Here is a 13,860-nt window from a genome sequence, read left to right on the forward strand (position 1 = left end):
CTCACCGGGCGGGCCTGTTTACGATCGCTGGGTGTTGAGTGAGCGACTTGCTGGGTTCTGGACCGAGCGGCGTCTGTGTGTGCTGAGTACGGTGCGCGCGGATGGGACTGTGCATGCGACGCCGGTGGGCGCCACGCTGGATGTGGAGGCGGGTATTGCGCGAGTGATCTGCTCGGGGACGTCGCACAAGGCGCGGACGGTCCGGAAGGCAGGTCCGGAGGGAGCCGCGGTCGCCGTGACGCAGGTGGACGGGCGGCGGTGGAGCACGCTCGAGGGGCGTGCGGTGGTGAGCGACGACCCGGTGCGCGTCGAGGAGGCGGTACGCCGGTACGCGAAGAGGTACCGCGAGCCGCGGGAGAACCCACGCCGCGTGGTCATCGAGATCACCGTGACCAAGGTGCTCGGCAATGCCGGCTGAGATCGTGACTGTGGTCGGGGTCGGCGCGGACGGCTGGGATGGCCTGTCTCCTTCTGCGCAGGCAGCGGTGCAGGCAGCCGAGGTCTTGATGGGGAGTACTCGTCAGCTCGAGCTGGTGCCTGATGTCGACGCAGAGCGGGTGGCGTGGCCTTCGAAGTTGTCTGCGGCCCTACCTGGCTTGCTGTCGGAGCACTCCGGTCGACGCGTCTGCGTGCTGGCCAGTGGTGACCCGACGTTCCACGGCATCGGTACGACGCTGACGCGGTTGCTGGGCGCTGACGCCGTACGCGTCATCCCGCAGCCGTCGAGCGTGTCCCTGGCCTGTGCTCGGCTCGGGTGGCCGCAGGACCAGGTCCAGGTAGTGAGTCTGGTCGGCCATCCGGTCGAGCTGGTCCACCCGCATATCCAGCCGGGTAGACGGCTGCTGATCCTCAGTTGGGGAGCTCACACACCTGACGAGGTCGCCGCACTCCTGACCGAACGCGGCTACGGCTCCAGCGAACTCACCGTCCTTGAACAGCTCGGCGGACCCTTGGAGCGCGTGCGGACCACCCGAGCCGCTGAGTGGTCGCATGACGCCGCTGCACTGAACGTGATCGGTGTGCTCTGCGAGGCGGGGCCGGACGCTGCCCTGCTGCCAACAGCGCCCGGTCTGCCGGACGACGCATATGAGAGTGACGGACAGCTGACCAAGCGCGAGGTGCGCGCGGTGACGCTGTCCCGCCTCGCACCCGTGCCGGGGCAGTTGCTGTGGGACATCGGCGGCGGCGCGGGCAGTATCGCGATCGAATGGTCGCGTCATCACCCAACCTGCCGCGCGATAGCGATCGAACGCGACCCGGACCGCGCGAAGCGGCTGGAACGGAACGCGGCCTCGCTCGGAGTCTCGGTCGACGTGGTCCATGGTGCGGCCCCGGCGGCACTGGACGGGCTGCAGTCACCCGACGCGATCTTCATCGGCGGGGGAGCGACGGCCACCGGCATGTTCGACGCCTGCTGGAACGCGCTGCGACCCGGCGGCCGGTTGGTAGTCAACGGTGTGACGCTGGAGACCGAGGCACTCATCGCCCAGTGGTACGGCGGCCTCGGCGGCGACCTGATCCGCCTGGAGGTCCAGCACGCGTCCCCTGTCGGGACCATGACCGGCTGGCGTCCCGCCATGCCCGTGACGATCTGGAGTGTGACGAAATGACCGTGCACTTCATCGGAGCCGGTCCGGGTGCCGCCGATCTGATCACCGTGCGCGGCCGTGACCTGATCGCCGCCTCACCGGTCTGCCTGTACGCCGGTGCGCTCGTCCCGGTCGAACTCCTGGATCACTGCCCGGTCGGCGCCCACAAGGTCGACACCGCCGCGCTCAACCTCGACGAGATCATCGCTGAACTCTCCGCCGCCCATGCGTCCGGACTCGACGTCGCCCGGCTCCACTCCGGCGATCCGTCCGTGTTCAGCGCGATGGCCGAGCAGATGCGCCGCCTCGACGCGCTGGACATCCCGTACGACGTGACGCCCGGTGTACCCGCCTTCGCGGCGGCCGCGGCGACGCTCGGCCGCGAGCTCACTGTGCCCGAGGTCGGTCAGACAGTGATCCTCACCCGGATCGGCGGCCGGGCCAGCGCGATGCCCGCGGGGGAGGACCTTGCGAATCTCGGTGCGAGCCGGGCGACGCTCGTACTCCATCTCGCCGTTCAGCAGATCGATCGGGTCGTCGAGGAGCTCTCGCCGAGCTACGGTGCGGACTGTCCGGTCGCGGTGGTCGCGCGCGCGTCGCGAGCGGACGAGGTGGTTCTGCGGGGGACGCTGGCGGACATCGCGGAACAGGTGCGGGTCGCGGACATCCGCCGTACCGCGGTGATAATCGTCGGCAAGGTGCTGTCGGCAACGACCTTCCGGGACAGCCATCTGTATTCGGCCACGCGGGTGCGATGAAGGTTCTGTTGCTTGGTGGCACCGGTGAGGCGCGCTCGTTGGCGCAGGTTCTAACGTCCGCCGGTGTTGAAGTGGTGTCCTCCCTGGCGGGACGAACCACCGACGCGCGGCTGCCAGTTGGTGCGGTCCGGTCGGGCGGCTTCGGCGGCGTCGACGGTCTGGTGGCTTGGCTGCGCGCTCACCCGGTCGACGCCGTGATCGACGCGACTCACCCGTTCGCGGCCACGATGACCGCTCATGCGGTTGCGGCTGCAGGCGAGGTGGGCGTACCGCTCCTGGTCCTCCGCCGACCCGGCTGGACCGCGCAGGCTGCAGACCGCTGGCACCGTGCCGACACCATCGACGCTGCGGCCGCGCTCCTCCCGACCCTGGGATCGCGTGCGTTCCTCACGATCGGGCGCCAGGGTCTGCAGGCCTTCGCGACCACCGGCCTCTGGACGCTTGCCCGCTGCGTCGACCCGCCGGAACCACCGCCGACCTGGTGCACGCTGATCCTCGCCCGCGGTCCCTTCGAGGTCGCCGGCGAACTGGATCTGATGCGCGAGCACCTGATCGACGTCCTGGTCACCAAGGACAGCGGTGGAGACATGACCGCCGCCAAACTCGAGGCTGCTCGCCGAATGGACATCCCCGTGGTGCTCATCGAACGCCCGCCACTCCCAGCCGGCATCCCCACCGCCCACACCAGCGCTGAGGTCGTGGCCTGGCTCGGCGATCGCCCCGGTAGATTGTCGTCCCATGGGGATTCAGATCGCGCCGAGCATCCTGTCCGCCGACTTCGCACGGCTGGCGGATGAGGCGGCTGCCGTGTCGAACGCCGACTGGCTGCATGTCGACGTGATGGACAACCACTTCGTCCCGAACCTCACCCTCGGCCTGCCCGTGGTGGAGTCGCTGGCGAAGGCGACCGACACCCCGCTCGACTGTCACCTGATGATCGAGGACCCGGACCGCTGGGCACCCGGCTACGTCGAGGCGGGCGCGTCCAGTGTCACCTTCCACGTCGAGGCGTGTAAGGCGCCGATCCGCACGGCGCGCGAGATCCGCGCCAAGGGCGCCCGGGCCGCGATGGCGCTCAAGCCCGCCACGCCGATCGAGCCGTACGAGGACCTGCTGTCCGAGCTCGACATGATCCTGATCATGACCGTCGAGCCCGGCTTCGGTGGACAGAAGTTCCTCGACGTGTGTGTGCCGAAGATCCGCCGGACCCGCGAACTCCTGGACAAGCACGGCCTCGACCTCTGGATCGAGATCGATGGCGGCGTCTCGGCCGACACGATCGAGCAGTGCGCCGATGCGGGCGCCGACGTTTTCGTGGCCGGCTCGGCCGTCTACGCCGCCGACAATCCGAATGCGATGGTCGAGGAGCTACGCGGTCTCGCCGAGCAGGCCGCCGGCCGGTAGCGCGGGTTCGGGTTGCGGATCCGCCGGGATCCGCAACAACAGCACCAACGAGACTGCCGCGAGTACGGCGGCCACCAGCCACACGTAGCGCACGCCGAAGCTCTCGATCACCGCGCCCGACACAGCAGACCCGATCGCGGCACCACCCATCGCGGCACTGCCCATCCACCCGAACACCTCGGTCCGGACCGCATCCGGAGTCAGCGCGCCCAGACGCTCGTACAGAGCACCGATCGCCGGAGCCAACGTCAGCCCGGACACCATCAGCGCTACCCCGAGCGACACCGGTGACCACGTCGCGAAGACACACAGCAGCATCCCCGCCGTGACCAGAGCAGCCCGCCGCCAGAGGTACGACGTACGCCGACCGGGCAACGCACCCGCGATGGCTCCGCCGACCAAGCTCCCGAACGCCCAGACGGCTTCGAAGATGCCCGCGATCAGTCGTTGACCGTGCTCGTCCGCGAACGCCACGATGCCGAGCGAGATCCCGTTGAACGCCATCACCCACAGGCCGAAGGAAAGGATGAGCGGCAACCGGTACCGATGCCAGAGCAGTTGGCGCGTGGTCAGTGGCGCCTCGCCGTGGTGGTCCCGGGAGAGCGGCGCGGGTTGTCGGAGCGCGTACCACCAGATGAAGACGGCCGACGAGGACCCCGCGAGCAGGACACCGAGGCGCGGACTGGCAACGCTCACCGCCGTTGCGCCGAGCATCGGCCCGACGATGAACAGCAACTCCTGAGCCGTCGCATCCACCGCGTACGCCGTCCGCAGCGCAGGGCCCTGGACCACCCGGGGCCAGGCAGCCCGCAGCGTCTGCATCACCGGTGGCACGAGCGCCCCGCAGGCCAGGGTGAGCACCGGCATCAGCCGATACAGCCCGGCCGGAAGCAGGGCGAGCCCGACGCACACCACGCTCCAGGCGATACCGGTCACCAGCAGCACCCCGCGCGCACCACGCCGGTCGGCGGTCCGGGACCACAGCGGTCCGGCGATCGCCATCCCGATGGAATACGCACCCGCGACCACGCCGGCCCAGCGGAACGTACCGCTCAGGTCCTTGGCGAGGAACGCGAGCGGCACCATCGTGGCGAGAATCGGCAACCGCGCCAGCAGCGACGACATCAGCAGCGCCATCACGCCGTGCGTTCGCCACAGCTCGCGGTACCCGGCCAACTCCATGCCCGCATTCTCACTCCGGCCACCGACACTTTTCCGTCCCCGCCCCACCGCCCCGGTCAGGCAATTACGATGAGTCGGTGACCGAGCACAAACCGGTGGAGAGCTGGCTGACCGACATGGACGGCGTGCTGGTGCACGAAGAGCGCGCGATCCCCGGAGCCGGTGAGTTCATCGCCTCGCTGCAGGCGTCCGGCAAGAAGTTCCTTGTCCTCACCAACAACTCGATCTTCACGCCGCGCGACCTGCGGGCGCGGCTGCTTGCCGCGGGCATCGACATCCCCGAGGACGCGATCTGGACCAGCGCGCTCGCCACCGCCCAGTTCCTGGACGACCAGCGTCCGGGCGGAACGGCGTACGTCATCGGGGAGGCCGGGCTGACCACGGCGCTGCACGAGGTCGGGTACGTGCTGACCGAGCGCGCCCCGGACTACGTCGTACTGGGGGAGACCCGCACGTACTCGTTCGAGGCGATCACCAAGGCGATCCGGTTGATCTCGGACGGTGCGCGGTTCCTGGCGACCAATCCGGATCCGACCGGCCCGTCGCAAGAGGGTCCGCTGCCCGCGACCGGTTCGGTGGCCGCACTGATCACGCGCGCCACTGGCGTTGCGCCGTACTTCGTCGGCAAGCCCAACCCGCTGATGATGCGCAGCGCGCTGAACCGGATCGAGGCGCACTCCGAGACGACCGTGATGATCGGCGACCGGATGGATACCGACATCATCAGCGGTCTCGAAGCCGGTCTCCGCAGCGTGCTCGTGCTCTCCGGGTCCACCGGCGAACACGAAGTCGACCGGTTCCCCTACCGCCCGACGCGCATCGTCGAGTCGATCGCGGATGTCATCCCGCTGGTGACTGCGCTGTCCTAGCAGGTCAGAGTGCGGAAGCCGTAGCCCTGGGCCTTGAGCGACTTCAGGATTGCGGGCAGTGCCGCGACCGTCTGAGTGCGGTTCCCGCCGCCGTCGTGCATCAGGATCACCGATCCGTTGTGGACACTCGCCAGTACGTGCCGCACGATCGCCGTCGCACCGGGCTTGGTCCAGTCGCGAGAGTCGACGGTCCACACCACCAGATCCTTGCCGAGCGCCTTCGCTCGCTGACGGACGGTGGGGTTCATCCCGCCGTACGGCGGTCGGAGGCAGGCCGGCGTACCTCCGGTGGCGGCCCGGATCGCCTGGTCCGTCGACGCGACCTCCTGGCGGAACGCGGCGGCGCCCAGCTTGCGGAGGTCGGCGTGGTTCCAGGTGTGGTTCTCCACGCTGTGGCCGGCCTCGTGGATCCGCTTGCTCAGCTCGGGGTGCCGCGTGACGTTCTTGCCGACCTCGAAGAACGTGGCTTTGGCGTCGTACTTCTTGAGAATGTCGAGGATCTGCGGCGTGTAGACCGCATCAGGTCCGTCGTCGAAGGTCAGCACGACGTACTTGGTGGGCAGGGCGGGCTTGGCGGGTGCTGCCGCCGCGGCGGCAGGCGGCGGCGAGCTCGGTGCCGACCGGTTCGGGGTGCGGGCGGCCGCGACCACGACAGAACCGATCACCGCGCTGACCACCATCATCATCGCCAGTCCGATCATGCGGTGGCCGGCACGCGTCAAGCGAACATCCATGCGTCCCCCGGGCGGTGGGTGGGCTCACTTCCTCCCGTCCACCATGTGCATGCCGGCGGCGAAAGCCAGCGCCCACGCCGTTGCCGTGTCAACAAATCACGGATAGCGGACGCCGCATGGTCTCTCTCGGGGTCTAGAGCACCTGGGAGAGGAACTGCCGCAGCCGCGGCGACTCCGCGTCCGTGAATATCTGCTCCGGTACGCCGGACTCCACGACGACGCCCTGATCCATGAACGCGACCTGGTCCGCAACCTCGCGTGCGAACCCCATCTCGTGGGTGACCACGACCATTGTCATCCCGGCCTGGGCCAGGTCAGCCATCAACCCGAGCACACCCTTGACGAGCTCGGGATCCAGCGCCGACGTGGCCTCGTCGAACAGCATCACCTCGGGCTTCATTGCTAGCGCTCGCGCAATCGCGACGCGCTGCTGCTGACCGCCAGACAGGTTGCCGGGACGGGCCGCTGCCTTCTGAGTGAGCCCGACCAGCTCCAGCTGTTCGAGCGCGGCGGCTCGTGCCTGCTCAGGGTCGAGCCTCTTGATCTTGCGCAGCGGCAACGTGATGTTGTCGAGCACGGACTTGTGCGGGAAGAGGTTGAAGTGCTGGAACACCATCCCGATCCGGCGCCGCAGCTCGTCCGGATTGCTTGTCAGCACTGACTTGCCGGCCAGTTTCACGTCGCCGGTATCCGGTTCGCGTAGCCGGTTGATCGCGCGCAGCAACGTCGACTTCCCGGATCCGGATGGCCCGATCACACACGCCGTACGCCCGGCCCCTACCGCGAGATCCACACCTCGCAGCACCTTGTGATTGCCGAAGGCCAGCTCGACCCCGGTGACCTCGAGGCTGGCCGCGGCAAACTGCGCCCCTTGAGTCAGCTCAGCGGTTTGCATGCGCCAGCTCCTCCAGTACGACGTCCTCCGTCTGGGCCGGGCGGCCCTCCCGGAGGCGCTTGTCGAAGTAGTTCACCAGGTGGGTCAGTGGCACCGTGATCAGCAGGTAGAAGATGCCCGCGAGCAGCAACGGGGACAGGTTCCCATTGGTTGCGGCCGCGTCCTGCCCGATCCGGAACAGCTCGCGCTGACTGGCGAGCAGGCCGAGGAAGTAGACCAGGCTCGACTCCTTCACCAGCGCGATGAACTGATTCACGAGCGCCGGCAGGACCCGGCGTACTCCCTGCGGGATGACGACCAGCCGCATCCCGTCCGGATAGCTGAACCCGAGCGCCCGCGCTGCCTCGAGCTGACCCTTCTCGACGTTCTGGATGCCGGAGCGGAAGATCTCGCCGATGTACGCCGCGGCGATCAGGGACAGCGCGAGGATGCCGAGTGGGTACGGGTTCGGTCCCCACCAGTGCCGGGTGACGGGGGACAGGCCCTGGCCGATCAGCAGGATGGTCAGGATGGCGGGCAGCCCGCGGAAGATGTCGGTGTGGATCTTCGCCGGCCAGCGCAGCCAGCGCTTCGTCGACAGGGCACACACCGCCACGATCATGCCGAGCAAGGTGCCCAGCACGACCGAGGCGGCCGCCAGGATGAGGGTGTTGACCAGTCCGACCTTCAGCATCTCGGGCAGGACTGCCTTCATCGATCCCCAGTCGAGGAAGGTGTCGTTCAGCGTGGACCAGATGTCCATGGGTCAGCCGGCCACCGGAGTACCGGTCGCCTTCGGGACCGTGAAGCTGACGCTGCCGGAGCCCGGCTTGAAGTTCGCCGGCACGGCGCGACCCGGGTAGTACTGCTCTACCAGCTTGGTCCAGGTGCCGTCGGCGATCACCTCGTCGAGCGCCTTGTTCACTGCGTCGCGCAGCTTGTCGTTGCTCTTGGCGACGGCGAAGGCCATCGGCGCGTCACTCAGCTCCTTGGCGGCCAGGATCACGGTGCCGCCACCCTGCTCCTTGGCCATCTTCTCGCCGATCTCGGCGGGCGAGACCCACGCGTCCGCCGTGCCGGCCTTCAGCTGGCCGAGCGCGGCGTTGTAGTTCGGCACGCGGACCGGGTTGAGGTTCTTGCCGGTGGCGTAGTCGTCCTGGACGGTGCCCTGGACCACGACCACGCGCTTGCCCTGGAGCTGGTCGAACGACGTGATGCCGGAGTCCTTCGTGGTGTTCAGGCCGAGGTAGCCGAAGTCGTACCCATTGCTGAAGGCAACGGTCTTCTTCCGCGCCTCGGTGACCGTGATCGACGAGCTGCCGAGATCGTACTGTCCGCCGTTCACCTGCGACAGCAGCGCGGAGAAGTCGGTTCCGACGAACTCGGGCTTCAGGTTCAGCTTCGCCGCCACCGCCGTGATCAGGTCGTTGTCGAACCCGGTGAACTTGCCGTCCTTCACGTACACGTTCGGCGGCGCGTCGGTCAGCGTTCCGATCCGCAACGTCCCGGACTTGATCAGCCCGAGGTCCGGTCCGCCCGCGGCTGAGTCCTGATCGCTGCCGCAGGCAACCATCGAGACCGCCAACGTGACAACGGCTCCCACCGCGACAACCCGACGAAGGGCGCTGAAGGCGCGCACAAGTATCTCCTCGCAACGTCAATGAACGCAGGACAATCCGCCCCGCCATCGCAACCCAACTTCAGTCGCGCACCCGGCATTCCACCCCGACACCTACTGAGACGCCGCCAGAGTGTCCACCCACCTCGTGCTATATCAACGCCTAACGCCCGCAGTGGGCAGGCGACGTTCGGTGCTCAAGCGTGGTGTTTCTCATAGTGGGCAAGCGCATCCGCCGTGCGCCCGGTCCCGTACGCCAGCAGCAACTCGGCCACGGCCGGCGAGTGTTCCGCGGCCGCGGCGGCCGCGCTCTGTATCTCCTCAGCGGACGCGACAGCACGGAAGAGATCCTGGATCTCCCGTACGACGGCCCGTGCGGACGGCGTCGTGTTCGCGGCCTGTTCAGGCGGGACGCCGCCGGGCGCTGATGGCCAGGGGTGACTCGTCGGCGCCGGCATTCCGCCAGGTGTCGCGAACGGCGCCACCGAAATCCTGTTCTCGCCGAGCGAGTGAACCGCTCCTCGTGGCAATTGCGCGGTGGTCGAGCCGGTGTAGGCGCCGGTGGCCGCGCGAATCCTGTCCAGTTCGTCCGGAAGGTGATCGGGTTCGATCTCACCGGCCACGGCCAGGTCGGCGAGCTCGGAGACGGCGCGGAGTCGCGCCACCACCGCGGGGTTGCCGATCTTGACCCGTTGAGCGCTCATCAGCTGCGACAACATTGGGGCCGACAGCCCGATGACCTGCGCGAGGGCGCTCTGAGTCAGACCAAGAGGCCCGGCGACTCGCCGGACCACTTCACCGAGCGGCTCGCCGTACAACTCGATCTGCTGCTGGATGTTGTGGGCTGTCTGATCCATCGGTGTGATCCCCTCTTCCTGCGCACCCGTCCGTGACCGGCTGCAAACATCTTCGCAGTTGCGAACGCAGATTTCCAGTCCGGGTTTGCAACTGCGGACAATCAGGCAATATCTGAGCGTGACTTGACATTTGCGATCGCAAACTGCGAAGGTTTGCGACAGCGAATCTCACTGGAGGAAACGATGACGGCTCTGCAGGGACACCGCCGCCCCGCGGTGTGGGCGCTTCTTGCCATCACCTTGACCGCGATACTCGCCGGGCTGACGACCGGGACGGCGCTGGCCGACCCCGATCCGGCGAGCGGCAAGCTCGTCCTCGTGCTGGACTCGTCCGGCTCGATGAAGGAGCCGGCCGGCGACGGGCAGACGAAGATCGCGGCGGCCCGGACCGCGCTGACCCAGGTGGTCACCAAGCTTCCGCCGACCGCTGAGGTGGGTCTGCGGGTGTATGGCGCGACCGTGTTCAAACGCACCCAGGCGGGCGCGTGCACCGACACCCAGTTGACCGTCCCGATCGGCACGGACAACCGGCCGCAACTGCAGGCCGCGATCACGAAGTACAAGCCGTACGGCGAGACTCCGATCGGCTACGCGCTGCAGCAGGCGGCCAACGACCTCGGCTCGACCGGTCAGCGCACGATCGTGCTGGTCTCCGACGGCGAGGCCACTTGTGCGCCGGATCCCTGTGCGGTGGCGCAGTCGATCGCCAAGCAGGGCATCGATCTGAAGATCGACGTGGTCGGGTTCCGCGTCGGCGGAAAGGCACGGACCCAACTGCAGTGCGTCGCTCGAGAAGGCCGCGGCGACTACTACGACGCCGACTCGACCATCGACCTCGAGGCCGGGCTGGATCGCCTGTCGACCCGGGCCTTCCGCCCTTTCCGGATCTCCGGTACGCCGGTCCAGGGTGCGGCGCAGCAGGAAGGTGCACCGGTGCTTGCCCCGGGCCACTACTCCGACGCGTTCGGGGTGGACAGCACGTCGAAGCACTACCTGATCAAGCGGACCGTGACCGGTTCGACGCTGCGGGCCGGGGTGAGCTTCCGGCGTCCGTCGGGTGGCAGCTTCGTCATCCAGGCCGAGGTGAAGCTCAACACGCTCACCGGTGAGCAATGTGGCTGGAGCTACCCGAGAGCGTTCGACGGTGATCAGGGCCTCGCCACCGGCACGGCCGCGAGCTGGTCGAAGTACAAGAAGACGGACGACGAATGCGCCGAGTCCGAGCAGCTGGTGCTGACCGTGAACCCAGGCAAGGACTTCCGGGAGATCAAGGGAGTGCCCTACGAACTGCGGATCGACGAGGAGCCGCCGGTGGATTCGACCACCAGCCTCCCGGCGCCGGCCGGCGACCCGGTCTGGGTTCCGATGCCCGGTTCGACCCCGCGTGAGATCGTTCCCGGTTCGAGCTTCCCGGATGCGCCGCTGCTTCAGCCCGGGAGCTACAAGACGACGCTGATGCCGGGCGAGTTGCAGCTCTACAAGGTCAAGGCCGACTGGGGCCAGCGCATCCAGGCGCAGATCACGGTGCCGGAGATGGCCGGCGCCACGGCCGAGGCCATCGACGGGATCCGCTACGTGGATACCGCGCTGATCTCGCCGATCGGTGAGGATGTGTACGCCGTCTTCGCCAAGAAGGTGCCAGGTGGTTCGTACACGAAGGCTGTGCTCACCAAGCGTGGCCTGGTCAAGGCCGTCACGACCAAAGAGATCCGGTACCTGAACCGGAACGGAGCCAACAACCAGGACACCGGCACCTCGACCCCCGGCGAGTACTACATCGCGGTCTCGCTGACCCGGAAAGCCGACGACAAGGCCTTCGCGATCCCGCTGACACTGACCGTCGGACTCCAGGGCACCGCCGGCACCGGACAACCGCAGTACGTCGACGGCGCAACGCCTGTCTCAGGTGACTCGGTCACGCCCTCACCAACCGCGGACCCCTCAGCCACCCCCAGCAACGGCAACGACGACGGCAACAACACCGAAGCCGGCGGCCCGATCCAGGGGAGTGCCGACTCGGGCGATAGCACTCCGGTCGGCCTGATCGCAGGCCTCGGCGGAGGCGGCGCACTCCTCCTGATGCTCGGAGTCTTCGCAGTACTCCGCCTCCGCAAGAAGCCAGCGACCGCCCAGCCGGGCGTGGCAGCCTGGCAGCCCGGGCAGCAGCCATACCCGAACCCGACCCCACCGCAGTACCCGAACCAGACCCCGCCGCAGTACCCGAATCATCCGCCGCAGCAGGGCCCAAACCAGAGCCACCAGCAACCGCCCCACCAACCACCACACCGCTGACGCATGCACGAGCCCGGACCACCCCAGGTGGTCCGGGCTCGTGTCTTCGGACCGCTTGGTGATTCGGCGCGACATCAGCGGGACCCATTCCGAGCACCCCGGGAGCCAGCGAAGTCCCCCGCGGCACCCCACCAACGCTCGACCATTGGCCGCTACACGCTCGACCAACGCCAGCCGGTCGACGCCCAGCCCGGCGCGGCTGCTGCGCGCTTTGCCCCATGTCGTCCGATCGACGCTCAGCGCGACGCCGACCGGTAGGTACTCCGCGGGGAGCCCTCCGGAGCTGCCGGATCCTGCCGGAGCTGGCGGAGCCTGCCGGAGCCTGCTCAGCCCGGCGCATGTCCTGCTCGTCGGCTTCCGGTGCACCCTCTGCCCCGGCTGGTTGGCTGGGGGTTGGGGTGCGGGCGACCCCTGGGGCGATAAGTTTCTGTGGTGGAGGCGTTTGCGGGGCGGTATCGGCTGATCGACCTGGTTGGGACCGGGGGGATGGGGTCGGTCTGGCGGGCGTGGGACCTGCGGCGGTCGGCGTACGTGGCAGCGAAGGTGCTTGGGCAGCATGATGCGGCCGCGTTGTTGAGGTTCGTCCGGGAGCAGTCGTTGCGGATCGAGCATCCGCATGTTGTCGCTCCGCATGGTTGGGCGGCCGACGACGACAAGGTCGTGTTCGCGATGGATCTGGTTCGTGGTGGGTCCGTCGCAACTCTGCTCGGTGATCACGGTCCGCTTCCGGCGTCGTACGTGGCGGTCCTGCTGGATCAACTTCTGCACGGTCTGTCCGCGGTTCATGCCGCAGGGGTCGTCCACCGGGATGTGAAGCCGGCCAACCTCTTGCTCGACGTCACGGGTACGGGTAGGCCGCATCTCCGGCTGTCTGACTTCGGCGTCGCGGGACTGGTCGACGAGCCGCGGATGACTCGGCAGAGCACGATCCTCGGCACGCCGGGCTACCTGGCTCCTGAACAGCTGGCCGGAGCCGACCCCGACCCGCGCCAGGATCTGTACGCCGTAGGCGCCGTGGCCGTCGAGCTCCTCACCGGCGAGCGCCCCGGCGCAGACGGCAAGCTGCCGGTCGTCGACGGTCCCCTCGGCGAGTTCATCCACCGGAGCACGGCGACCGATCCTTCCGACCGCCCCGAATCCGCTCACGAAGCGGGCCGCCTCTTGGCCGCCAGCGGTGTACTCCCGCCCGAAGCCACCGCGCCCTGGGCTGACGACCCTGACGCTCCGGAAGTCTTCGACCAGCTCCCGCCCCTCCCACGCTTGTGGACCCCAACAGGCCCAGCCCCACAACAACCGGCCCCACAACAACCGGCCCAACAACAACCGGCCCAACAACCATCGGCACCGGAGCGCGGGGTTCAACAACAACCAGGTCCGGAACAACCGGCTCTGCAACAAGTGGGTCCGGAGAGGCAGCAGGCTTCGACCGACGGCTGGGGACAGACGCCCGCCGGGGAGAGGCGGCAGGCCCAGGCCGGGGGCGGTGGGCAGGCTCGGGCCGGACACGGCGAGCACACTTCGGCTGGACGCGGCGAGCACGCTTCGGCTGGACGCGGCGAGCACGCTTCGGCTGGACGCGGCGAGCACGCTTCGGCTGGACGCGGCGAGCACGCTTCGGCTGGACGCGGCGAGCACGCTTCGGCTGGACGCGGCGGGCACGCTTCGGCTGGACGCGGCGGGCAC

At 68.4% G+C, this 13,860-nt stretch carries 14 protein-coding genes; 8 read left to right on the forward strand and 6 right to left on the reverse strand.

From position 1 onward, the window contains the following. Positions 1–31 precede the first annotated feature (31 nt). The 5 genes from ACZ3HV_RS15460 to rpe are packed head-to-tail and all read left to right on the forward strand — an operon-like array spanning position 32 to position 3,751. On the forward strand, positions 32–418 hold the full coding sequence (locus ACZ3HV_RS15460; protein WP_465684732.1) for a pyridoxamine 5'-phosphate oxidase family protein: 387 nt from the start codon (positions 32–34) through the stop codon (positions 416–418). Continuing rightward, the gene (gene cbiE / locus ACZ3HV_RS15465) at positions 408–1,610 is read left to right on the forward strand and encodes a precorrin-6y C5,15-methyltransferase (decarboxylating) subunit CbiE (RefSeq protein ID WP_465684734.1); all 1,203 of its coding nucleotides are present in this window, start codon (positions 408–410) and stop codon (positions 1,608–1,610) included. The genes ACZ3HV_RS15460 and cbiE overlap by 11 nt, the downstream gene beginning before the upstream one ends. Beyond that, positions 1,607–2,347, forward strand: coding sequence for a precorrin-4 C(11)-methyltransferase (cobM, locus tag ACZ3HV_RS15470; RefSeq protein ID WP_465684736.1), 741 nt, complete (start codon positions 1,607–1,609; stop codon positions 2,345–2,347). Before cbiE ends, cobM begins: the two co-directional genes overlap by 4 nt. Next, positions 2,344–3,144: a cobalt-precorrin-6A reductase gene (locus tag ACZ3HV_RS15475; RefSeq protein ID WP_465684738.1), complete on the forward strand. Its 801-nt coding sequence runs from the start codon at positions 2,344–2,346 to the stop codon at positions 3,142–3,144. Before cobM ends, ACZ3HV_RS15475 begins: the two co-directional genes overlap by 4 nt. Further along, complete coding sequence (gene rpe, locus ACZ3HV_RS15480; protein WP_465684740.1) at positions 3,086–3,751, forward strand: ribulose-phosphate 3-epimerase; 666 nt, start codon at positions 3,086–3,088, stop codon at positions 3,749–3,751. Before ACZ3HV_RS15475 ends, rpe begins: the two co-directional genes overlap by 59 nt. Here rpe and ACZ3HV_RS15485 read toward each other — a convergent pair. Then, positions 3,716–4,933 (reverse strand): MFS transporter, encoded by a 1,218-nt coding sequence (locus ACZ3HV_RS15485; protein ID WP_465684742.1) that lies wholly within the window; start codon positions 4,931–4,933, stop codon positions 3,716–3,718. The genes rpe and ACZ3HV_RS15485 overlap by 36 nt on opposite strands. Before the next feature lie 116 nt (positions 4,934–5,049). Between ACZ3HV_RS15485 and ACZ3HV_RS15490 the strand changes: the two genes are divergently transcribed. Further along, on the forward strand, positions 5,050–5,802 hold the full coding sequence (locus ACZ3HV_RS15490; protein ID WP_360365558.1) for an HAD-IIA family hydrolase: 753 nt from the start codon (positions 5,050–5,052) through the stop codon (positions 5,800–5,802). On the opposite strand, the gene ACZ3HV_RS15495 is transcribed toward ACZ3HV_RS15490, so the two are convergent. The 5 genes from ACZ3HV_RS15495 to ACZ3HV_RS15515 form a co-directional block, all read right to left on the reverse strand. Further along, entirely contained in the window at positions 5,799–6,536 is a 738-nt protein-coding gene (locus ACZ3HV_RS15495) for a polysaccharide deacetylase family protein (protein WP_465684744.1), read from the reverse strand. The genes ACZ3HV_RS15490 and ACZ3HV_RS15495 overlap by 4 nt on opposite strands. Positions 6,537–6,669: 133 nt before the next feature. Beyond that, positions 6,670–7,431 carry an amino acid ABC transporter ATP-binding protein gene (locus ACZ3HV_RS15500; RefSeq protein WP_465684746.1) on the reverse strand — a complete coding sequence of 254 codons (762 nt, stop codon included), beginning with the start codon at positions 7,429–7,431 and terminating at the stop codon, positions 6,670–6,672. After that, positions 7,418–8,173: an amino acid ABC transporter permease gene (locus tag ACZ3HV_RS15505; protein WP_465684748.1), complete on the reverse strand. Its 756-nt coding sequence runs from the start codon at positions 8,171–8,173 to the stop codon at positions 7,418–7,420. Before ACZ3HV_RS15505 ends, ACZ3HV_RS15500 begins: the two co-directional genes overlap by 14 nt. A 3-nt stretch (positions 8,174–8,176) precedes the next feature. Next, complete coding sequence (locus ACZ3HV_RS15510) at positions 8,177–9,049, reverse strand: substrate-binding periplasmic protein (protein WP_465684750.1); 873 nt, start codon at positions 9,047–9,049, stop codon at positions 8,177–8,179. A 176-nt stretch (positions 9,050–9,225) separates the two neighbouring features. Beyond that, positions 9,226–9,885, reverse strand: coding sequence for a helix-turn-helix domain-containing protein (locus ACZ3HV_RS15515; protein WP_465684752.1), 660 nt, complete (start codon positions 9,883–9,885; stop codon positions 9,226–9,228). A 183-nt stretch (positions 9,886–10,068) separates the two neighbouring features. On the opposite strand from ACZ3HV_RS15515, the gene ACZ3HV_RS15520 reads away from it, so the two are divergent. Both ACZ3HV_RS15520 and ACZ3HV_RS15525 read left to right on the forward strand, forming a co-directional pair. Then, positions 10,069–12,177, forward strand: coding sequence for a vWA domain-containing protein (locus ACZ3HV_RS15520; RefSeq protein WP_465684754.1), 2,109 nt, complete (start codon positions 10,069–10,071; stop codon positions 12,175–12,177). Positions 12,178–12,609: 432 nt separating this feature from the next. Continuing rightward, positions 12,610–13,860: serine/threonine-protein kinase (locus ACZ3HV_RS15525; protein ID WP_465684756.1), on the forward strand; the 1,251-nt coding region annotated here is incomplete at its 3' end.

The sequence above is a fragment of the Kribbella sp. NPDC020701 genome (genome assembly GCF_055562215.1).